The sequence below is a fragment of the Arcobacter thermotolerans genome, from assembly GCF_983172305.1.
This window is the reverse complement of sequence record NZ_CFAFZJ010000004.1, coordinates 69,531-91,321: the sequence shown is the minus strand read 5'-3', so window position 1 is coordinate 91,321 and position 21,791 is coordinate 69,531. Positions and strand designations below refer to the sequence as shown.

Genomic DNA, 21,791 nt, shown 5'->3' with positions numbered 1-21,791 from the left:
AATAAATTATTCAGTAATAAGTCTAGCAACAAACTCTTTAGCCAATTTCATCTCAGAGTTATCACTATTTTTTACTACAAAAAATGCATCTTCAACTTTTACTACTTCTACCATTAAGCCACCATTTGTTACAATCTTATCACCTTTTTTAAGGTTTATGATCATCTCTTTATGAGCTTTTGCTTGTTTTTGTTGTGGTCTAATTATTAAAAAATAGAATATTGCAAAAAGTGCAACCAGAGGTAGTAATGAAGTCAATAAATCGCCTTGCATCGAATTTCCTTTTTATTGTGGGTTTAGTATGTTTTTATTAAAAACGGAATATTTTAACAAAAATTTAATAATAAAAGGCTTGATTACAGCTTGCCTACTTAGTGCTTTTATATATTTATCATATTTTGGATTTGAATTTAAATTAATCAATACACTATTTGGACTTTATGGAATATATCTTCTACTCACAATTCCTAGAGTTTCTCTATTTTATGCAGGATTCTTTACAGGAATTTTGTGGTGTTATTGGATGAGTGTTAGTTTACAATACTATGATATTACCTATATAGCTCCATTTTTACTTTTAGGAATTGGTATTGTTTTTGGAACTATTTTTGCTCTTTTTGCAGTTATAAATAAACTCTCTTTTAGAATTTTAATGATTTTTGGATTTTTATTTATCTCTCCATTTGGTTTTAATTGGTTAAAACTTGAGCTTATATTTATTGATTCATATTTAAGCACTACAAAATTTGCATTTTTCTTAATTCTTATATCACTTTATCTTGTAATAAAATTAAAAAGATTAAAAGTACTAGCTATTTTACCACTACTATTTGCTTTTCATAACCAAAAAGGTGAGTTTATAGATACTCCAAAAGCAAAAATATATATGCCTCAAATGTATATAAATCAAGATTTAAAATGGGATAAAGAGTATTTAAAAACTTTAAATGATGAAAATTTCAAACAAATTTTTGATGCTATTGACAAGGGCTATACTTTAATTGTTTTACCTGAAACTGCTTTTTCTGTTGCACTAAATAAATACCCTAGTTTAAACAATATGCTTCTAGAATTATCAAATAAAATAGATATAGTAACTGGTGCTTTATATGTAGAAGATAACCAAATTTTTAATGCTTCATATTTTTATAGTAAAAATAGTGTTAATGTAGCAAAAAAAGTTGTTTTAGTACCTTTTGGTGAAGAGATACCTCTTCCTAAATTCTTTGTTGATTTGATTAATGATATTTTCTATAATGGAGCTACTGATTACTCAAAAGCAAGCTCTCCAACAGATTTTATAATTCAAGGAGAGAAATATAGAAATGCAATTTGTTATGAAGGGACAACAGATAAAATATTTGAAAATTTAGGCGATACTAAATATATGATTATGATTTCAAATAATGCTTGGTTTACACCTTCAATAGAGCCAACTTTACAGCATCTACTTTTAAAATATTACTCAAAAAAATATAGCGTTACAATATTTCATGTTGTAAATGGAAGTGAAAATAGAATTTATAGACCTTAAAACTAAGTGGTGATAACAGGATAGGGTGATAAGTCCTATCCCTTTTATTAATATGCTTTTGTAATAAGTACAAAACATATTAAAACTATTACCACCATAAGAGAATACACAGTAACTCCTTTAAAAGTCGCTCCCGCCCTATAAATTGCTACACTACCCGCAAAAAAAAAGGTAAAGCTATAAAAAGCTCTACCTTTTACACGACTTTGTGGATTATCAGCCCACTTAAGTTATTTGTACATTCTCTTAACGGCAAAATTTTACTCAATTATGAAATTATTGTCAATATACTATTTTATAAAATTCTTCATAATTCTATCTATTAACTCATCTTTTGAAAGATTCTCTTCTATTTGTAAATCCATTGCAAAATTCAAAATATTTTTAAAATCACCACTAGGAGTAAAACCTAAATCAAGCAAATCTACTCCCATAATATGTGGTTTTAATGCTTTATTTAAAATATCAGACTCTTCACATTTTTGTAAAATTAAATCAATATCTTTATTCCCAAATGCCATCTCAACAAAGATTAAATCTTCCAAAACTATACTTAAAGATTGTTTTTTTAAACTTATAATGTCATTTTCCAAACTCTCTTTACATAAAGATTCTACAGAATTTATAAACTTTTTATCACTGGTAATTTTTGATAAAAATTCAAAAACATCTTCCTCTTTTTCATCTTTTAGTAAAACAACAAAATATAAAACTAATGCCCTTTTTAAATCTATATCTCTATTTTCAAAAATTTTTGAGAGTTTATCTATAGCTTTATATTTTTTTAAAAAAGATATTTTAAATATTTCAAACTCATCTAAAAGTTTTAAACCAACACTTGGCTTTTTTGATTTTAAAAGAAGTTTTTTTAACTCTTCAAAAACTCTCTCTTTTGATAAATTATTCAATTCACCACTTTTTATTATAGTTTTTAAAAGTTGTTTTGTCTTTTTTGTTATTTTAAAATCAAATCTTGAAGCAAAACCAAAAGCCCTAAAAACTCGTAAACTATCCTCTACAAAACTTTTTTTATCTATATATCTTATTTTTCTTTTTTTTAAATCTTTTATTCCATCAAAAGGATCTATAAAACTATCTTTAAAATAGTCGTAATATATAGCATTTATGGTAAAATCTCTTCTTTTTGCAGCTTTTTTTATATTTAAATTTGAAAGAAGTTTTATCTCAAAACTTTTATGAGTTTTTCCTACTTTTTTCTCTACTCTAGGAATAGAAAAATCAATATCAAAATCATCGATATTTATTTTTAAAACACCAAAAGATTTTCCAATATCATGAACTTTTGTATATTTTTCTAAAATTATTTTTAAGTTTTCTAAGTTTTCAATACCAAAAACTTCAATATCAAAATCTTTAACAGCTTTTTTTAAAAGAAAATCTCGCACACAACCACCAACAAGATATGGCTTATAGCCACTATCTTGTAATGTTGTTAAAATATCAATGAGTAGTTTTGGTATATTAATTTTTGATTTGTTGATATACATTTTTTGAATATGGAATTGTAATTCCAACCTCATCAAACTTTATTTTAATCTCTTCTAAAAGTTCAGCTTTTAAAGAACCATAATCAGATGATTTTGCCCAAACATTAACACCCAATTTTACAGAAGTTTCAGCTAAATCAGTTACAGATATTCCAAATCCTTTATCTTTTAAAACTTTTGGATTTGAGTTTATAATATTTGTTAAAACATCTTTTGCATTTTTAATACTATCTTCGTAAGAGATAGCCACAACAATATCAACTCTTCTTGTATTATTTGCATTTACATTTGTTATACTTCCACTTGTAATTGAAGAGTTTGGTACAATTATTTTTTGATTATCAGCAGTTAAAAATACTGTATTAAAAATTGTAACTTCTGTAACAGTTCCACTTACTCCACCAGCAACTACACTATCACCTGCTTTAAATGGTTTAAATAAAACTATCATAACACCTGAAGCAAAATTTCCTAAAGAGTCTTTCAAAGCTAAACCAACAGCTAAACCAGCAGCTCCTAAAATAGCTAAAAATGAAGTTGTAGCAATTCCTAATTTATTTAAAGCAGCAATTATAACAACAGTTAATAAAGCATAATAAACAATGTTTTCCAAAAACTTAACCAAAGTTTCATCAACACCACCAACTTTTCTTAAAGCTTTACCTAAAATTTTAACTACACTTTTTGAAATCCATTTTCCTATAAAAAATATTAAAAGTGCAAAAACAAAAGATATAGAGTATCCTATAGCTATATCCACAATATTATCTGGAATAAAAGATTTAAAATCTCTTGTTATTTGCTCAACATTTTGATCAACAACTTTCTCTATATTTTTTTCAATACTCATATTTCCACCTTTTTATTTAATTAAGTTTAAGATTTCAGAAACAACTTCTTCTATTTTTACTTCTGTTTTAAGAAGAGTTTTTCTATCCACTATTTCAACTATTCCGTCCAATAATTTTTTCCCAATAATTATCGCATATGGAAAACCTAAAAGCTCAAAATCTCCAATTTTAAACCCAAATCTAGCATTTATTCTATCATCTAAAATAACTTCTACATTTGAAGCTTTTAACTCTTCATAGATTTTTTCACCCATATTTTTTTCATCTTCATTTTTTGAGTTTGAAACAATAATATCTACCATAAATGGAGTTGTACTTTTTGTCCAAATACAACCTTTTTCATCGTGGTTTTGCTCAATCACAGCAGCAACAAGTCTTGATACTCCTATTCCATAACATCCCATAATAAATGGTTTTGCTTTTCCATTTTCATCTAAAAATGTAGCATTCATAGCTTTTGAGTATTTATCTCCCAACTGAAAAATATGTCCAGCTTCTATTCCTTTTGTATATGATAGTTTTCCACCACAACAAGCACAAGTATCTTCTTCTTTTACAGCTATCAAATCAAAGTATTTAATATTTTCAATAACTTTTAAATCAACATTTATAAAATGGAAATTCTCTTCATTTCCTCCACAAACCATACTTTGAGAGTTTTCTAACTCACTATCTACAACTACCAAAATATCTTTTGGTAAATCTACTAATCCACAATATCCAGCAACAACTCCTGCATCTTTTATCTCATCAAGAGTTGCATCAATAAGTTCCAAAGCATCTATACTATTTTGTGCTTTTGTATCTTCAAGCTCATCACTTCCTCGCACAAAAAACACCACAATTTTAGATTCATCTTTAAAAATTGCTTTTTTAATAACTGCTTTTATAGTTTGCTCTTTGCTTACACTTAAAAAATTTGCAACATCTTCAATTGTTGTACAATTTGGAGTCTCTACTTTTTTTAATTCACCCTCTTTAAATTCATATTTTTTTGCTTCTCTTTTTGCAGCTTCAATATTTGCAGCATAATTACAACCATCACAAACAACAATTGTATCCTCTCCACTACTTGCCAAAACGTGAAACTCTTTACTTCCACTTCCACCAATTGCACCACTATCAGCTTCAACAACTCTAAAATCAAGACCTAATTTTGTATATATTTTTTTGTAAGTCTCTTCCATAAGATTAAACTCTCTTACTAAATCCTCTTCACAAGAGTGAAAAGAGTATCCATCTTTCATCAAAAACTCTCTTCCTCTCATAAGTCCAAATCGTGGACGTGCTTCATCTCTAAACTTTGTATTTATTTGATAAAGATGAAGAGGTAAATCTTTGTATGAAGTAACTCTATTTTTTACCATATTTACAACAGCTTCTTCATTTGTAGGACTTAAAACAAACTCACCATTTTTTCTATCTTTAAATCTTAAAAGCTCACTTCCCATAGTTAAAGCTCGTCCAGATTCGCTCCAAAGACTAAGAGGTGTCACAAAACCAAATTGAACCTCATTTGCTCCTGCTTCATCCATCTCTTTTTTTACAATAGCTCTAATTTTTTCTAAAACAATTTTTCCCAAAGGCATAAAATCATAAATTCCAGCTCCAGTTTGAGCAATAAATCCACCACGAACTAAAAATTGATGAGAAGGCAAAGAGGCATCACTTGGCATCTCTTTTGTTGTTGGAATAAAAAGTTTACTAAATTTCATATATTTTTCCTATATTTTTAAAATAATTTTTGATTTTCTAATTTTTTGATAAATGTTCACATTTGAAGTTTGTATCACTATTTTGTTTTGTAAACATACTTTGAACAGAACTTACAACCAAATCACACTCCATATTTCTTGAAATATTTTTAAGTTGTTTTGATGGATTATGAAGATACTCAGTCATTATAGTTTGGCAAAGTTTTTTGATATTATCTTCATGCTCTTTTGGTATAAAACCTTTTTTTATAGCATTTTGAACTTTTTTCTCAATTATACTATCACCTTTTAGATACAAATTTTTAATAATTGGTTCAATATCAAGGCTCTTTAACCAATCAAAGAACTCTAAAGTAGATCGACCAACTATTGAATAAGCCTCTTTAGCTTGAGCTGACCTTTGTGTCATATTTGAATTTACAATCTCTTGTAAATCATCTACACTATAAATATCTAAATCAAACATTGATATATTCTCATCAATATCTCTTGGAACTGCAATATCAAACCAATATCTACTTATACTAGAACTTGGAGTATTCTCTTGTGTAATTATTGGATATGGTGCAGATGTTGCAGTTATCATTACAGGCATAATTTCAAGCAACTCTTCAAGCTTAGAATAAGGCTCTACTTTTATAGAAGCTTCAAAACTATCTGCTAGATTTTGAGCTTTTTTTATATCACGGCTAGTTATTGTTACATCAAAACCAGAGCTTATTAAGTGTTTAACTGCCAATTCACTCATAAGTCCAGCACCTATAACTAAAGCATTTACACCTTTTGCATCTCCTACTAACTCTTTTGCTTTTGCAACAGCAGTAGATGCAACTGAAACAGAACCTGTTCCCAAACTAGTAGCAGTTCTCACCTGAGCAGCACACTTAAAAGCATAATGCATAACTTTACTCATAGACTCACCACAAAAACCAAAACTTTGAGAAAATCTAAAAGCATCTTTTAGTTGTCCTACAATTTGAGTTTCACCAATAACCAAACTATCAAGTGCAGAAGCAACCGAAAAAAGATGATGCACAGCACCATCTCCATCATAAATATCAGCCCTATCATATAAAAATTCAAAATCCAAAGATGAATAGTTAGCTAAATTTTCAATAATATTTTTACTACTTTGTTTTATATTTGAACTTTTTGCAATAATTTCAACCCTATTACAAGTAGAAAGCAAAACCAATTCACTAGTTGTAGGTGCTTCCAAAAGTTTTCTTATAAATCTTGCTTTCTCTTCATCACTATTAAAAGCTAATTTTTCTCTCTGTTTTATATCTAAATTTTTATGCGAAAAACTGATTACTAAATAACTCATCTTAAAAATCTCTTTCTATCATAGCTTTCATAATATTTATTAAATCTTCACTATTTTTTTCATCTTTTATAGAGTTTATAGCTTCAAGCCCTCTATTTTTTGCCTCTTTTATAGCATCACTCAAAGCATTTGTACTATTTAGTTTCTCTTTTAAATAATCAAGCTCTTTTTGATTTAACTCTTTTTTATACAAAGATTTAAAATACTCTTTATCTTCAACTCTTTCATACAAATATAGATATGGAATAGTTACTTTTCCCTCTTTAAAATCAAGCATAGCAGGTTTTCCAAGAGTTTGGCTACTTTGTGTAATATCTAAAATATCATCAACCATCTGAAAAGCAAGACCTAAATTTTTTCCATAAGAGGCATATCTCTCTTGTTTTTCATCATCGCAACCTATCAAAATAGCTGCACTTCTAGCACTAGCTTCTATTAGCGATGCTGTTTTTTTATATATCATTGTTAAATATTTATCATATGAACTATTAAATGATTCAGTTAAATCAACATCCATCATCTCACCAATACTTAGTTCCGTTACAGCATTTGAAACATGATATGCAACTCTCTTATCCATTTGAGATAGTTCTGTAAAAGCTCTTGAGTATAAAATATCTCCAAACATTATTGAAGTTTTATTATCATACAAAGCATTAATAGATGGTTTTCCTCTTCTCGTATCAGCTTCATCTATAACATCATCATGCAAAAGTGAAGCTGCATGAATCATCTCCACAACTGCACAAAGCCTTATAATCTCATCACTCTTTTCACTCTCTTTTGCAATTTTAAGTATAAGCTTACTTCTTAGCATCTTTCCAGTTGCCAATTTTTCAAGCAAATCCAAAGCCTTTGGATAATGACAAACCTCTACAAAATCTCTTATTTGATTTTTTACTTTTTCTAAAACTTCCACTTAACTATCCAACCTACTAATAATCTCTCCAGAAAATTCCATATAAAGCCCTTTTTTCATAGAGTTTACATCTTCTAGATTCATCTTTTTAAACTCTTCTAAATATGAGTTTATATCAAAATCCTCATCTTTATCTTGACTTATAATAAGCTCCAAAATTGCTAATTTTTCAATAACCTTATCAATCTCATCTTCAACTAAATCTCTATGAGTCTGCTCTAAAATATCAAAAAACTTTGACTTTGGACTTCCAAAAAATATATCATCGTCATCTTCTGTAAACCAATCTTTATATTTACTCACCTTTATTTTCCAATCGCACTCTTACACTTTTTGCATGTGCTGTTAATCCTTCAGTATCTGCTAGAAGTGCACAAGACTCTCCCAAATCATTTATAGCTTTTTTTGAAAAACTAATTATTGAGCTTTTTTTAAGGAAATTCTCTACATTTAAAGGACTATAAAATCTAGCTGTTCCACCTGTTGGTAAAGTGTGATTTGGTCCTGCTATATAATCTCCAATTGGCTCAGGAGTATTTTCACCTAAGAAAATTGCTCCAGCGTGTTTTATAAACGGAAGTAGTTCAAATGGATTTTTTGTCATAACTTCTAAGTGTTCAGGTGCTATTTTATTCATAAGTTCAACTGCTTCTTCCATATTTGAAGCAACAATTATAACACCCCTCTCATCTATTGATTTTTTAGCAATCTCATATCTGCTTAAATTTGCTAAAAAATTATCAACCTCTTTGCTTGTATTTTTTGCTAAATCTTCACAAATAGTTATCAAAATAGAACTAGCCATCTCATCGTGTTCTGCTTGAGATAATAAATCTATTGCTATATAATTTGCTTTTGCACTCTCATCTGCTAAAATCCCTATTTCACTAGGTCCCGCAATCATATCAATATTTACTTCTCCAAAAACAAGCTTTTTAGCAGTTGCTACAAAGATATTTCCAGGTCCAGTGATAACATCTACTTTAGGAATTGTTTGTGTTCCATATGCCATAGCTGCAATTGCACTTGCTCCTCCAACTTTATAAACTTTTGAAACATTACAAAGATGACAAGCTGCAAGAAGTAGTTCATTTACCTCATTATTTGGAGTTGGTGTACAAACAACTATCTCTTTAACACCAGCAACTAAAGCTGGAATTGCATTCATTAATAAAGAGCTTGGATATGCAGCTTTCCCACCTGGAATATAAAGCCCAGCTTTATCAACAGCAGTTACTTTTTGTCCCAAAATAGTTCCATTCTCCTCAAAATCTATCCATGATTTTGGAAGCTGTTTTTCGTGATATGATTTTATTCTTTCATATGCTGTGTGAAGTGATTTTTTTAAACTCTCATCTAAATTATCATAAGCTTTTTTCATATCTTTTTGAGAAATTAAAAGTTCATCATCACTTTTAACGCTCCATTTATCAAATTTTTCAATATGTCTTTTTAAAGCCTCATTTCCATCTTCAACAATCTCATCAATAATATTTTCAACTATTTTTGAAACACCTTTTATATCACTTTTTGCTCTTTTTAAAATATTTTCAAACTCTGTTTTAAACTCTTTATCTTTTGTATATATTATCTTCATTTTATCTGTCCTAAAATCTCTTTTACTATAAGTTTCAAATCTCTATTTTCAACATCAACAATAATATCTGCAACTCTTTCATACTCTTTAACTCTTGTATCATAAAGTTTCATAGCCTCTTTTTTATTTTGTAAAAGTGGTCGCTTTTTTAACTTATTTTTTGCATTTGGTGCTTTTTTTATTCTTTTTAATATTCCATCAAATGATGACTTAAGATATATTACAGTTCCTATATTTTTAAGATTCTCTTGTCTATAAAATCCACCACCAGTTGAAATAATTGTGTTTTCTACACTTTCTTCAAGCCAAAGAGCAGTCTTTTTTTCTAAATTTCTAAAATAAGCTTCACCATCAACGGCAAATATCTTTTTTATAGCTCTATTTTCCATACTCTCTATTAAATCATCTGTATCAATTGCATACAATGAAGACTCTTTAACCATAGCTCTAGCAACAGTTCCTTTTCCAACACCCATAAAACCAATTAGTATAATATTATTTTTTTTCATAAGGTGCGATTGTATCAAAATATTTGTAAAAAATCCTAAAAATAAGAAACAATATGCTTATCTTTAAATTAAATTAACAAAAAATTAACGATTTTAAGAAAAGTTTAATTTTAACTCATATAAAATGTTCGCCAAGGTTCACAAGGGAATAAATTATTTCTTGTAAATCGACTTTAATTTCGAAATTTTAGGAGAAAAAAACATGAGAAAAATCTCAAAAATTAGTTTAGTAGCAGCTGTTGCAGTTGCTGGTTTTAGTACTGCTAATGCTCAACCATTAGAAGAAGCTATTAAAAATGTAGATGTATCTGGATCAGTAGTTTACAGATATAACAACTATGATGACAATGGTACAACTCAAAGAGGTGACCAAACTGAATCAAATAACTACAAAATTGGTCTAAACCTATCTTCAAAAGTAAATGACTATGTTAAATTTAACTCAAGATTTATCGTAGGTTCAAAAGATAATGGTGGATTTGCTTCATTAGGTTCAAAAAAACAAAACACTGGAACAACTCAAGGTTTAGATACACAAGCTGATGTAAGTTTATCAAATGCATACTTTGGATTTACAGCTATTCCAAATACTGTTGTAAATATTGGTAAACAAGGTTTAACTACTCCATATACAGTTGCTGTTGATATAAATGGAAATGAGCAAACTGGAACAGGTATCCTAGCTCTTTCAACATTTGGACCTGTAACTGCTGGTGCTGGTTACTTTAATGCAACAAACTTAAATGCATCTACAGAAATAAATGCAGGACAAGGTTTAAAAGTTGGTAAGGATCTTAATGGTAATACAGGTGATACTTTTGATGGTGGTTTAGATATGTATGTTGCTACTGTTCAAGGTGATTTAGATTTTGTTAAACTTGAAGCATGGTATGCAGGTTTACAAAATACTTTTGGTTCTTACACTTTAGCAGCAACTTCAAATCTTGATTTAGCAGAAAATGCAAAATTAGGTTTAGAAGCTAGATATGTACAATTAACTTTAAATGATAAAGTTGCTAGAGGTTTAACTTCTGATAAAAACTCTATGTTCAGATTTGCTGTTGATGGTAAATTCTCTATCGTTAACGCTAGACTTGCATATACTATGACTGATAAAAAAGGTGGTTTAACTGCACTTGATCAAGATGCAAAAAACACATCTCTTGGATGGAATATTACATCTAATGGTGTAGCAAATGCTGATTACTATCAAGCTGCTTTAGGTGCTGATATTTTAGATAACCTAAACTTTACATTAAACTATGGTAACCTAAAATCTAAAGCAACTGGTAATGCTACTTTAACAGGAGCAGCACTTGCTGATTTTAAAGCTCAAGAAGTTTATGGACAATTAACATATAAAATGTCTAAAAACTTAAATACATATTTAAGATATGGTAACTATGAAGAGAAAGTAAATTCAACTGGTCTTAAAACTGTTGATCAAAATATGGGAAGATTACAAGTTGCTTATACATTCTAATTTCTCTTAGGAAGTGGGAATTTATTCCCACCTCTTAGGGATTTAGAAAACAACTTTTCTTTAAAAGGTTGGGCTTTTGCTCAACCTTTTTTTTTGCCTTTTTAAAACTGAAAATTAGAACAACACTATTTTGGATGTGACACTTTGTTTTTTTAGGATAAAGATTTTTTATATAAATTTCGTATAAAAAACTAAACTGTTTGAAGCAAACTTTAGTTTGCAAGTTTTTGGTTTTTAGAAATTTATTGAAAAAATCCCTAAAAAAGCAACTCGTGTCACGATTTTTTGTTACTTTTTATAAAAAAAGTAAATAAAAACTTTTTGCCTCTTTTATTGACATAAAATTTATACTTAGATAGAATTAGCGCGTTGAAACAAGATAATTCTTTCAGGAGTGATGACCTGATAGGTAAATCAAGAAAGGTAGAGCTTTTTAGCTTTACCTTTTTTTTTGCTGGGTGGTTAGCAAAAGTAAAACTTTTGGGGAAAAGGGGATTTTACCAAAAGGAGTTATTTTGTTTCACACAATAGCAGTAATACTTTTAATATTTATAGTTCTAGCAACCAGACTTTATTAATTGGAAAACATGGGGGAATTCATCACTCCCCTATTACTGCTACTTTTATTAAAATTATTCTTATTTAAAAATAAAAATCAAAACTACACTCTTTGAATGTGAAACTTTGTTTTCCCCATTTACGAATCAACATTAAAATATAAAAATCAAATATAATTACAATTTGTAATATTTCTTTCACTTGTTAATTTTTTTTGATACAATTTAAGATTAAATTTTCAAGGAAACAAAATGCAAGATTTAATCATAAATGAAAATAGTATAAAAGATAAAATCTATACTATACGAAATATGCAAGTTATGTTGGATAGAGATTTAGCAGAGCTTTATGGTGTAAAATCTATTCGTCTTAGAGAACAAGTTAAAAGAAATATGGAGAGATTTCCATCAGATTTTATGTTTCAATTAGATGAAAATGAGATAGCTTTTATGGTATCGCAAAATGCGATACCTTCCAAACAACATCTAGGTGGTAGTTATCCATATGTTTTTACAGAACAAGGTGTTTCAATGCTTAGTGCTATTTTAAGAAGTGAAGTTGCTGTAAATGTTAGTATAAAAATTATTAGAGCTTTTGTCGAGATGCGAAAACTAATCTCTCAAAACATAGCTTTGTTTGAGAGATTTGAAAGAATAGAAAATCGATTAACAATCCACGATAAAAATTTCAATCTACTTTTTAAAGCCTTAGAAGATAAAAACAATATTCCAGTGCAAAACATCTTTTTTGATGGTCAAATTTATGATGCTTACAGTTTTGTAAATGACTTAATAAAACTAGCAAATAGTGAAATAGTTTTGATAGATAATTATATAGATGATACAGTTTTTACTTTGTTTAGTAAGTATCCAAATATAAATTTTATAATTTATACGAACAATATCTCAAAGCAATTAAAATTAGATTTTGAAAAATATTCAAAACAATATAAAAATATTGCTCTAAAAACTTTTAAATCTAGCCATGATAGATTTTTGATTATAGATAAAAAAGATATTTATCATTTGGGAGCTAGCTTAAAAGATTTGGGTAAAAAATGGTTCGCTTTTTCAAAGATGAGTTTGGACTTTTTAAATTTGGATGAGATTTTTAATAGATTAAAATAATCTTGTGTCACGATTTTTTGTTAATTTTGTAAAAAAAGTAAATAGAAAACTTTTTGCCTTTTTACTTCCTAATTTGATATAATCGTTTAAAAAATTTATAAAGGAATAAAATGCTTATAACTATAGAAAATGCAGATAAAAAACTTTTAGATGTTATTAAAAGTATCATAAAACTTTCACCAAATGCTAATTTAAAAATTGAAAAAGAACCAACAAATGAGTTATTAGAAGCCATTGAAGAAGTTAAAAATGGAAAAGTTGAAACTTTTAAAGATTTTGAAACTTATAAAAAAGCAATGGAAATTTAAAAGAGTTTAGAAAGTGTCATGTAAAACCTGATTTAGTTTTAATATATAAAAAAGTAAATATAAACTTTTTGCCTTTTTACTTCCTAATTTGATATAATCGTTTAAAAAATTTATAAAGGAAAATATATGCATACAGTTAAACTAAAAATAAATGATGATATTTATAACCATATAATGTTTTTCCTAAAAAGTCTTGACAATAATAAAATAAAAATTTTAGAAGAGAAAAAACAAAAAACAGTATCAAAAGATGACAATGAAGATACAAAACTATTTTCAAACCATTCTGCAAATCTTATAGAAGATTGGCAAGACTTAGAAGAAGATAATATATGGAAATAAAAACTTTTGATATTGTACTTTGTGAGTTCTATTTTAGCAATTTAAATCAATCAAAAAAAAGACCAGTACTTGTATTTAAAGACAATTTACCTTTTGATGATTTTATTGCAATTCCAATTAGTAGTAAAATAGGAAATATGACAAATGATGAGATATTAATAGAGTTAAAAAATTTTGTAAATATTTTGAGTATTGAATTTTAAAACAAAGGCAAAATTTGATCTTATGTGATATTGGAAATACAAGTACAAAGTTTTTTATAGATAAAAATATAAAAAATTACTACAAAAATGATAAAATCCCAAAGTTTAAAGATGATATTTTTTACATAAGTGTAAATGAAAAAGCTACAAAAAAACTTCTTAAAAAAAATCCTCATGCAAAAAATCTAGCTAGTTTTATAGATTTCAAAACTTCTTATATAGGTTTAGGAGTAGATAGAGCTGTTGCTTGCTATTTTGAAGAAAATGCAGTTATTATTGATGCAGGAAGTGCAATAACTGTAGATATAATTGAAAATAAAAAACATATTGGTGGTTTTATATTTTTAGGATTAAATAGTTTTTTCAAAGCTTATAAAAATATCTCAAAAAAGCTAGAAATATCAAAAAGTGATTTTGAAAAAAATATTAATTTGGATAAAATACCGCTTCAAACAAAAGATGCTGTTTTTTTTGCTTTATTAAAATCTATCATTTTACCTATAAAAGAGATTTGTAAAAATAAAAATATAATATTTACAGGTGGAGATGGAGAGTTTTTGAGCCAATTTTTTGAAAATAGTATATATAAAAAAGATTTAATATTTGAAAATATGAAAAGGATAATAGATGCTAACAATAGCCCTTCCTAAAGGAAGAATTGCAGATGAAACTCTTGATAGATTTGAGAAAGCTTTTGGAGAGAAGTTTGTTTTTGAAGATAGAAAACTAATATTAGAAAAAAGTGGTTTTAAGTTTTTAAATGTAAGAAATCAAGATGTACCAACTTATGTTATGCATGGAGCTGCTGATTTGGGAGTTGTTGGACTTGATGTTTTAGAAGAAAAAGAGTACGACTTAATAAAACTTTTGGACTTAAAACTTGGACGTTGCAAAGTTGCTTTTGGTTTAAGAGCTGGAGAGAAACTAAATTTTGATAAAAGTAAAATAACAATAGCTACAAAACATGAAAAAATAGCAAAAAAATATTTTGAACAAAAAGCTATGGCAGTAGAGATAATAAAACTTTATGGTTCAATTGAGCTAGCACCTTTGGTTGGGCTTTGTGATTGTATTGTTGATATTGTTGAAACTGGTGAAACTATGAAACAAAATGGTTTAGAAGTTGGACCAACAATAATGGAAACAACAGCTCACTTAATAGCAAATAAAAACTCATTTTATGCGAAAAAAGATTTTATTTTTGATTTAAAAGATAAGCTAGAGAAATTTTTATAATGGGACTTGATTTATATGCAAGAATAGAGCCATATTTGGATTTTGAAGAGGAGATTTACTCTCTTCATAAAGAGTTCTTGAAATTTATTATGGTAAATGATTTAGACAACATAATCGATATTGGTTGTGGACAAGGATATTTTTTAAATAACTTAGAGATAAACAAAAAAAAAGCTTTTGGGATTGATTTAAGTGTTGAGCAAATAAAGATTTGTGAAGAAAAAGGCTTAAATGCAAAAGCTATAGCTCTTGAAGATGTCAAAGAAAAATTTGATTGTGCAACTGCAATTTTTGATGTTTTAAACTATATTCCAAAAATTGAACTTGAAAAATTTGTTTTACAAGTTAATAAAGTTTTAAATCCAAATGCTTATTTTATATTTGATGTAAACACATATTTTGGTTTTGATGAAGTAGCTCAAGGAACTATAAATATTGATGTTGAAGATAAATTTATAGCAATTGATGCTTTTTTTGAAAATGATAAACTTCAAACAAATATAACACTTTTTGAAAAAGAAAAAAGTGGAAAATATAGAAAAGAACAAGATAAAATAGTACAAGAGTACCATAAAAAAGAGTATTTAGAAAAAATTCTAAAAAAATCTGGTTTTGAGATTGTTGAGATAAAAGAGTTTTTTCTTCATACAGATGAAAGTGCGGATAAACTAATATTTATTTGTAAAAAACATTTATAATACTTAGACTCTTTTTTTTAGCTTTTTTCTTGATAAATCAGACATTAAAATACCAAGCCAACGGCTATTTGAGTTTGAATCAAAAGCTATTTTTAGAGTCATAGCAATTGGAACTGCCAAAAACATTCCAACAATTCCCAAAATATAACCCCAAAAAATTAAAGAGAAAAATATTACCAAAGGCGATAATCCAAGCTCTTTTCCCATTAATTTTGGCTCTAGTATATTACTAATAGATATATTAATTACCATATAAAGTACAATTACCCATATAGTTGATGTAATATCAAGATTCATCAAAGCTAAAAGTATTGCAGGAATTGAAGCTACTATTGAACCAATAACTGGAACAAAGTTAAATAACATTGCTATAACTCCCCATAAAACTGGATAATCAACATCAAAAAACATTAACATTAAAGTAACTATAAATCCTGTAAGAAAACTTGTAAAAGATTTAACTACAAAATATTTTTGAATGTTATATGAGAATAGATTAAAATGTTCAAGACTTTTTGTGTTGTTTCTAAATATTACTTTTAGTTTTGTTTGAAAAGATTTTGACTCTGCTAGAATAAATGCAACTCCAATAATTACCAATAAAAATTGAGATAAAAATGCTCCAATACTTCCTATAATATTTTTTGTAAGAGCAAAAAAAGAGCCAAAATTTAGAACTTCCATTATTTTTGCTCTATCAATCTCTATTTCAAATCCATAACTTTGAATAAGATGTATAGAGTTTAAAACCAAATTTCTTAACTTCTCTTCATATAGTGGAAGATTTGTTAAAAAATCTTTTAAAGAGATATTTATTACATAAACAAACATAAATCCAACTATTAAAACAATTAAAGCTAAAAGTAAATATGAGATTATTTTTGGAATTTTTCTATTTTTTAGTAAATTTAAAACAGATGAAAATATAGAAGAGATAAAAATAGCTAAAAATAGTATAACTACTACTTCACTTGCCATTTTAACTCCAGCAATAATTATTACAAAACTAGCAAAATAGAAAAAATAGTTTTTTAAATTTATTGCATCCATCATCTGTTTATCCTTTTTATTTTTCTAAATGATTTTTTAGTAAAAGTTTAAGTTCACTAATATCATTTTTTAACTCTTTAATCTCTTTATTTATTTTATTGTCTTGAGATTGTATCTCATCTATTATATTTTGCTCTTCCTCTTTATTTAAAATAGCCATAGCATCAACAATTATTGCTACAACTAAATTTATCATTACAAAAGTTACAATAAATATAAAAGGAACAAAGAAAACCCAAGCATAAGGATAAATATCCATTACAGGTCGTACAATACCCATTGACCAAGATTCCAAAGTCATAATTTGAAATAGAGTATAAAATGACTCACCTAATGTTCCAAACCACTGTGGAAATTTCTCTCCAAAAAGTTGTGTTGACATAATTGCAAAAATATAAAAAAATAGTGTCATTAAAGCAATTACAGATAACATTCCTGGAATTACACTAATTAGTGCTGAAACTATTTTTCTCATCTGAGGAACAGCAGTGATAAGTCTAAATAGCCTTAAAACTCTTAAAACCCTTAATATTTCAAATCCTGAGCTTGTTGGAACTAAAGATATTGCTACAACAAAAAAATCAAACAGACTCCAAGGATCTTTGAAAAAAGATACTCTGTGAACATAAATTCTTAAAATAATCTCAATTGTAAAAATCGTAATAACAATTTGATTAAATAAAGTTGTAAAAGCTCCATAACTTTGCATAAAAGTTTTTGAAGTCTCTAAGCCCATTGTAATACCATTTAAAACTATCAAATAGATAATAAACTTTGAGAACAATGAACTATCTACGATATTTTTAATTTTAGAATACATAAAGCTCCTTTAAAAAAATTTTTGAAATAATAGATTAAAAAACTATAGATTTAAATTAAGCCTACTATATCTCTAATTTCTCTTATTTTTTCACTTGCTATTTTTCTTGCTTTACTAGCTCCAAATTCAAGCATTTCTCTTACTTGCTTTGGATTTTCTAAAAGTTTTACTCTTTTTTCTTCATAAGGTTTAAAATACTCTTCTATTTTTTCAAGAAGTGTAAGTTTAAAGTGACCATATCCTTCGCCTGGTGTTTCATATCTTTTTTGTAAATTTTTTAATTCATCTGTAGACATAAATAGTTTTGAAATATTATAAATATTGCAGTTTTCCCACTCTTTTGGCTCATCAAGCTCTTTTGAATCAGTTACTATTTTCATAACCTGTTTTTTTCGCTCTTTAGAAGTTGTAAACATATCAATTGTGTTGTTATATGATTTACTCATTTTAGCCCCATCTGTTCCTAAAACTGTTGCAACATTTTCATCAACTTTTGCAGCTGGTAAAACAAAAATATCTTTTTTGTATGCATGATTAAACGATATTGCAATATCTCTTGTCATCTCTACATGTTGTATTTGATCCTTTCCAACTGGAACAATATTTGAATCAAATAACAAAATATCAGCAGCCATCAAAACTGGATATGAAAAAAGCCCATGACTTGCACTAATTCCTCTTGAAGTTTTATCTTTATATGAGTGAGCTCTTTCTAAAAGTCCCATAGAAGTGTGGTTTGATAATATCCAATATAATTCCAAAACCTCTTTAACATCGTGTTGTATCCAAAAAGTTGATTTCTCAATATCCATTCCAAGAGCTAAAAAATTTATAGCCGCTTCATAAGAGTTTTTCTCTAAAAACTCTTTATCTTTTACACTAGTTAATGCATGATATGAAGCAATAAAAGCAAATAGTTCACCATCATTTTGTGACTCTATCATCTTTTTTACCATACCAAAGTAGTTTCCTATGTGAATTGTTCCTGAGGGTTGAATACCTGATAAAATTCTCAAAACCAAATTCTCCTATATTTTTTTGTTTGGATTATATCAAAAGTAGCTAAAAATTTAATTGACAAGCATATATTATTTATATATAATAAAAACGATTTATATATAAGGACTTTTTATGATAAGCATAAGTGTTGCAGATATACAAAAAAATATCTCATTATTGACAAAAATGACAGATATAATAGAAGTAGTTGATAAAAGAAGAAAGATAAAAGTAGCTACAATTTACCCAGCAAATCATACAAATATTGTAGAGAAATTGGCAGGAAAATATAAAAATAGAGTAAAAAAAATCGAAGACCTAGAAGAAGCAAAAAATCTTGCTATGACTAAAGCTATGGAAGAGAAATATGGTAAGTTTAATTGATACAAATATAATAATTAGATTTTTAGTCGCAGACAATGAAGAACAATTCAAAATTGCAAAAGATATATTTTTTGAGATAGAAAAGTCTCAAAAAATAGTAATTATCTTAGATGTCGTATTTATGGAAGCTTTTTTTGTATTAACAAAATTGTATCAACTTCCAAAATCTGAAGTATTAAATGATTTAAAATCGATTTTGGCTTTAGATGGAGTTGTTAATAGTGATAAAGTGATTTTAAATGAAGTTTTTAATTTGATTGAGAATAAAAATATTGACTTTGTAGATGCTTTACTTTGTGCAAAAAGTAAGCTACAAGGATTTGAAAAGATAAGTTTTGATAAAGATTTAAAAAAGTGTTAGAAATAGAAACTAACACTTAATTACTCTAAAAAAGTAAAATTTTAAATCCGATAAGTATTAAAACAACTCCACCTAAAATTTCAGCCTTACTCTCATATTTTTCTCCACCACTTTTGCCTACATAAACTCCAACATAACTAATAATAAACGTGATAATTCCTATAATAAAAATTGATAAATAAACATTTACAGAAAATAGATGCAAACTATACCCAGCAGCCATAGCATCAAGGCTTGTTGCAATTGCTAAAGTTAATAATAGTTTATTTGTTACCTGTGCTATCTCCTCTTCTATATTTTCAGTAAATGCTTCATATAACATCTTTCCACCAATAAGTAAAAGTAGAACGAAAGCAACGATTTTGTCATATCCTTGAATATACTCTCTTAAACCAATTCCACCTAAAAAACCTAAAAATGGCATTAAAGCTTGAAAAATACCAAAAAATAACCCAGCTTTTAGAGCCATTATTTTTATATCTTGTTTATTTTTTATTCCAAGACCTATTGAAACTGCAAATGCATCCATACTTAAAGCAAATGCCAATATCAAAACTTCTAACATATAAATAATCCCTTTTTTTAAATATAAAGCCGAAATTATAACGAAAATAGCAAAAATTTAACTTGTAAAAATAGCCTAAAACTCTTTTTATAAATGCAACTATAAAGCTACTTTTATATGTTAATGTTTTTGTATCTAATATCAAAAAGGAGTTATTATGATTTACGAAAGACCAAACTATAAAAATCAGTATGAGAATTTTATAGGTGGAGAGTGGATTGCTCCAAGTAGTGGGGAGTATATTGAAAATATCTCTCCAGTTGATGGAAAATTGCTTACAAAAATTCCAAGATCAAATGAAAAAGATGTTGATTTAGCAGTTGAGGCTGCAAAAAAAGGTTTTGAAGAGTTTAAGCATACATCGGTTACTCAAAGAAGTGCTTTATTAAACAAAATTGCAGATATAGTAGAGGCAAATTTAGAGGCTTTGGCAGTTGCTGAAACACTTGATAATGGAAAAGCTGTAAGAGAGACTTTAAATGCAGATTTACCTCTGTTTATTGACCATTTTAGGTATTTTGCATCTGTTATAAGAGCTGAATCTGGAACAATTTCTGATTTGGATGAGAACACTATATCTCAAGAGATTTATGAGCCTTATGGAGTTGTTGCTCAAATTATTCCCTGGAATTTCCCACTTCTAATGGCTGCTTGGAAACTAGCACCTGCAATTGCTGCTGGAAATTGTGTTGTTTTAAAACCAGCTAGTTCAACCCCACTTTCAATACTTCTATTTTTGGATTTAATCAAAGATGTTTTACCAAAAGGTGTTATAAATGTTGTAAATGGAGCAGGTGGTAAAATAGGTAAACATCTTGTAACTCATAGAGATGTTAAAAAAGTTGCATTTACAGGAGAGACAAGTACAGGTCAAGAAATTATGAGATATGCAACTGAAAATATAATTCCATCAACTCTAGAGCTTGGTGGAAAATCTCCAAATGTATTCTTTAAATCTATAATGGATGCTGATGATGAGTTCTTTGATAAGGCAATTGAAGGGCTTGTACTATTTGCATTTAATAGTGGAGAGGTTTGTACTTGTCCATCAAGAGCTTTAATTGAAGAGTCAATTTATGAACCGTTTATGAAAAGAGTTGTAGAAAGGGTAAAAGCTATAAAACTTGGAAATCCACTTGATACAGAAAATACAATGGGAGCTCAAAACTCTTTTAACCAAAAAGAGAAAATTGCAAAATATCTAAAAATTGCAAAAGAGGATGGGGCTGAGTGTTTAGTTGGTGGAGATATTTATCACTCTTCTATAAATCCAGATGGATTTTATATAGAGCCAACGATTTATAAAGGTCATAATAAAATGATAATTTTCCAAGAGGAGATTTTTGGACCTGTTTTATCTGTAACTACATTTAAAGATGAGAAAGAGGCTATTGAAATTGCAAATGATACTATTTATGGATTGGGTGCTGGAGTTTGGTCAAGAGATGCACACCAAATTCATAGAGTATCAAGAGCTATTCAAGCTGGAAGAATTTGGGTAAATTGTTATCATGTTTATCCAGCTCATGCCTCTTTTGGTGGGTATAAGAAATCTGGAATTGGAAGAGAGACTCATATGATGATGTTAAATAACTATAGACATACAAAAAATATTTTAACTTCATTTAATACAAAAGCTTTAGGATTTTTTTAATCTCTTAATATAGAGGCTTTTTAGCCTCTATATTAAATTAAAA

The 21,791-nt window shown here is 27.7% G+C and carries 25 protein-coding genes; 12 read left to right on the top strand and 13 right to left on the bottom strand.

Annotation, left to right across the window (positions count from 1 at the left end; translation table 11 throughout):
- Nucleotides 1-6: 6 nt before the first annotated feature.
- A complete protein-coding gene (yajC, locus tag AC5LG6_RS04705; RefSeq protein ID WP_066155400.1) occupies nucleotides 7-273 on the bottom strand; it encodes a preprotein translocase subunit YajC in 267 nt (88 codons plus the stop codon).
- Nucleotides 274-301: 28 nt separating this feature from the next.
- Here yajC and AC5LG6_RS04700 point away from each other — a divergent pair, with 28 nt between their 5' ends.
- On the top strand, nucleotides 302-1,534 hold the full coding sequence (locus AC5LG6_RS04700) for an apolipoprotein N-acyltransferase (protein WP_498585827.1): 1,233 nt from the start codon (nucleotides 302-304) through the stop codon (nucleotides 1,532-1,534).
- A gap of 290 nt (nucleotides 1,535-1,824) precedes the next feature.
- Here AC5LG6_RS04700 and AC5LG6_RS04695 read toward each other — a convergent pair whose 3' ends face one another.
- The 8 genes from AC5LG6_RS04695 to AC5LG6_RS04660 are packed head-to-tail and all read right to left on the bottom strand — an operon-like array spanning nucleotide 1,825 to nucleotide 9,960.
- Nucleotides 1,825-3,042, bottom strand: coding sequence for a CCA tRNA nucleotidyltransferase (locus AC5LG6_RS04695; protein ID WP_498585826.1), 1,218 nt, complete (start codon nucleotides 3,040-3,042; stop codon nucleotides 1,825-1,827).
- Nucleotides 3,017-3,892, bottom strand: a complete 876-nt coding sequence (locus AC5LG6_RS04690) for a mechanosensitive ion channel family protein (RefSeq protein ID WP_260884616.1) — start codon at nucleotides 3,890-3,892, stop codon at nucleotides 3,017-3,019. Before AC5LG6_RS04690 ends, AC5LG6_RS04695 begins: the two co-directional genes overlap by 26 nt.
- 12 nt (nucleotides 3,893-3,904) lie before the next feature.
- Entirely contained in the window at nucleotides 3,905-5,608 is a 1,704-nt protein-coding gene (locus tag AC5LG6_RS04685; RefSeq protein WP_498585825.1) for a proline--tRNA ligase, read from the bottom strand.
- A 37-nt stretch (nucleotides 5,609-5,645) separates the two neighbouring features.
- Nucleotides 5,646-6,935: a glutamyl-tRNA reductase gene (gene hemA, locus AC5LG6_RS04680; RefSeq protein ID WP_498585824.1), complete on the bottom strand. Its 1,290-nt coding sequence runs from the start codon at nucleotides 6,933-6,935 to the stop codon at nucleotides 5,646-5,648.
- A gap of 1 nt (nucleotide 6,936) precedes the next feature.
- Complete coding sequence (locus tag AC5LG6_RS04675; RefSeq protein WP_498585823.1) at nucleotides 6,937-7,854, bottom strand: polyprenyl synthetase family protein; 918 nt, start codon at nucleotides 7,852-7,854, stop codon at nucleotides 6,937-6,939.
- Nucleotides 7,855-8,157: a DUF2018 family protein gene (locus tag AC5LG6_RS04670; RefSeq protein ID WP_081560759.1), complete on the bottom strand. Its 303-nt coding sequence runs from the start codon at nucleotides 8,155-8,157 to the stop codon at nucleotides 7,855-7,857. It lies immediately after the preceding gene.
- The gene (hisD, locus tag AC5LG6_RS04665; RefSeq protein ID WP_498585822.1) at nucleotides 8,150-9,451 is read right to left on the bottom strand and encodes a histidinol dehydrogenase; all 1,302 of its coding nucleotides are present in this window, start codon (nucleotides 9,449-9,451) and stop codon (nucleotides 8,150-8,152) included. Before hisD ends, AC5LG6_RS04670 begins: the two co-directional genes overlap by 8 nt.
- Nucleotides 9,448-9,960 (bottom strand): shikimate kinase, encoded by a 513-nt coding sequence (locus tag AC5LG6_RS04660; RefSeq protein WP_498585821.1) that lies wholly within the window; start codon nucleotides 9,958-9,960, stop codon nucleotides 9,448-9,450. The genes hisD and AC5LG6_RS04660 overlap by 4 nt, the downstream gene beginning before the upstream one ends.
- A gap of 202 nt (nucleotides 9,961-10,162) precedes the next feature.
- Here AC5LG6_RS04660 and AC5LG6_RS04655 point away from each other — a divergent pair, with 202 nt between their 5' ends.
- From AC5LG6_RS04655 to AC5LG6_RS04620, 8 genes are all read left to right on the top strand, one after another.
- Complete coding sequence (locus AC5LG6_RS04655) at nucleotides 10,163-11,443, top strand: major outer membrane protein (protein ID WP_498585820.1); 1,281 nt, start codon at nucleotides 10,163-10,165, stop codon at nucleotides 11,441-11,443.
- An 809-nt stretch (nucleotides 11,444-12,252) separates the two neighbouring features.
- Nucleotides 12,253-13,128, top strand: coding sequence for an ORF6N domain-containing protein (locus tag AC5LG6_RS04650; RefSeq protein ID WP_498585819.1), 876 nt, complete (start codon nucleotides 12,253-12,255; stop codon nucleotides 13,126-13,128).
- Between the two features lie 110 nt (nucleotides 13,129-13,238).
- On the top strand, nucleotides 13,239-13,436 hold the full coding sequence (locus AC5LG6_RS04645; protein WP_187473170.1) for a hypothetical protein: 198 nt from the start codon (nucleotides 13,239-13,241) through the stop codon (nucleotides 13,434-13,436).
- A 126-nt stretch (nucleotides 13,437-13,562) separates the two neighbouring features.
- Nucleotides 13,563-13,778 (top strand): hypothetical protein, encoded by a 216-nt coding sequence (locus AC5LG6_RS04640; protein ID WP_066165087.1) that lies wholly within the window; start codon nucleotides 13,563-13,565, stop codon nucleotides 13,776-13,778.
- A complete protein-coding gene (locus AC5LG6_RS04635) occupies nucleotides 13,769-13,981 on the top strand; it encodes a type II toxin-antitoxin system PemK/MazF family toxin (RefSeq protein ID WP_260875704.1) in 213 nt (70 codons plus the stop codon). The genes AC5LG6_RS04640 and AC5LG6_RS04635 overlap by 10 nt, the downstream gene beginning before the upstream one ends.
- A gap of 14 nt (nucleotides 13,982-13,995) precedes the next feature.
- Nucleotides 13,996-14,631, top strand: coding sequence for a type III pantothenate kinase (locus AC5LG6_RS04630; RefSeq protein WP_066402524.1), 636 nt, complete (start codon nucleotides 13,996-13,998; stop codon nucleotides 14,629-14,631).
- Nucleotides 14,609-15,217: an ATP phosphoribosyltransferase gene (gene hisG, locus AC5LG6_RS04625; RefSeq protein ID WP_066347230.1), complete on the top strand. Its 609-nt coding sequence runs from the start codon at nucleotides 14,609-14,611 to the stop codon at nucleotides 15,215-15,217. The genes AC5LG6_RS04630 and hisG overlap by 23 nt, the downstream gene beginning before the upstream one ends.
- Entirely contained in the window at nucleotides 15,217-15,915 is a 699-nt protein-coding gene (locus AC5LG6_RS04620) for a class I SAM-dependent DNA methyltransferase (RefSeq protein ID WP_498585818.1), read from the top strand. Before hisG ends, AC5LG6_RS04620 begins: the two co-directional genes overlap by 1 nt.
- A 3-nt stretch (nucleotides 15,916-15,918) precedes the next feature.
- On the opposite strand, the gene AC5LG6_RS04615 is transcribed toward AC5LG6_RS04620, so the two are convergent.
- The 3 genes from AC5LG6_RS04615 to trpS are packed head-to-tail and all read right to left on the bottom strand — an operon-like array spanning nucleotide 15,919 to nucleotide 18,801.
- On the bottom strand, nucleotides 15,919-16,965 hold the full coding sequence (locus AC5LG6_RS04615) for an AI-2E family transporter (protein WP_498585817.1): 1,047 nt from the start codon (nucleotides 16,963-16,965) through the stop codon (nucleotides 15,919-15,921).
- A gap of 16 nt (nucleotides 16,966-16,981) precedes the next feature.
- Complete coding sequence (locus tag AC5LG6_RS04610; protein ID WP_498585816.1) at nucleotides 16,982-17,785, bottom strand: ion transporter; 804 nt, start codon at nucleotides 17,783-17,785, stop codon at nucleotides 16,982-16,984.
- 50 nt (nucleotides 17,786-17,835) lie between these two features.
- Entirely contained in the window at nucleotides 17,836-18,801 is a 966-nt protein-coding gene (gene trpS, locus AC5LG6_RS04605; RefSeq protein WP_498585815.1) for a tryptophan--tRNA ligase, read from the bottom strand.
- A gap of 115 nt (nucleotides 18,802-18,916) precedes the next feature.
- Here trpS and AC5LG6_RS04600 point away from each other — a divergent pair, with 115 nt between their 5' ends.
- Complete coding sequence (locus AC5LG6_RS04600) at nucleotides 18,917-19,168, top strand: hypothetical protein (protein WP_066220479.1); 252 nt, start codon at nucleotides 18,917-18,919, stop codon at nucleotides 19,166-19,168.
- Nucleotides 19,152-19,529, top strand: a complete 378-nt coding sequence (locus AC5LG6_RS04595; protein WP_081560628.1) for a type II toxin-antitoxin system VapC family toxin — start codon at nucleotides 19,152-19,154, stop codon at nucleotides 19,527-19,529. The genes AC5LG6_RS04600 and AC5LG6_RS04595 overlap by 17 nt, the downstream gene beginning before the upstream one ends.
- A 25-nt stretch (nucleotides 19,530-19,554) precedes the next feature.
- Here the strand turns inward: AC5LG6_RS04595 and AC5LG6_RS04590 are convergent, their stop codons facing one another.
- On the bottom strand, nucleotides 19,555-20,094 hold the full coding sequence (locus tag AC5LG6_RS04590) for a manganese efflux pump MntP (protein WP_066359604.1): 540 nt from the start codon (nucleotides 20,092-20,094) through the stop codon (nucleotides 19,555-19,557).
- A gap of 157 nt (nucleotides 20,095-20,251) precedes the next feature.
- On the opposite strand from AC5LG6_RS04590, the gene AC5LG6_RS04585 reads away from it, so the two are divergent.
- Nucleotides 20,252-21,748 carry an aldehyde dehydrogenase family protein gene (locus tag AC5LG6_RS04585; protein ID WP_498585814.1) on the top strand — a complete coding sequence of 499 codons (1,497 nt, stop codon included), beginning with the start codon at nucleotides 20,252-20,254 and terminating at the stop codon, nucleotides 21,746-21,748.
- Nucleotides 21,749-21,791: the final 43 nt, after the last annotated feature.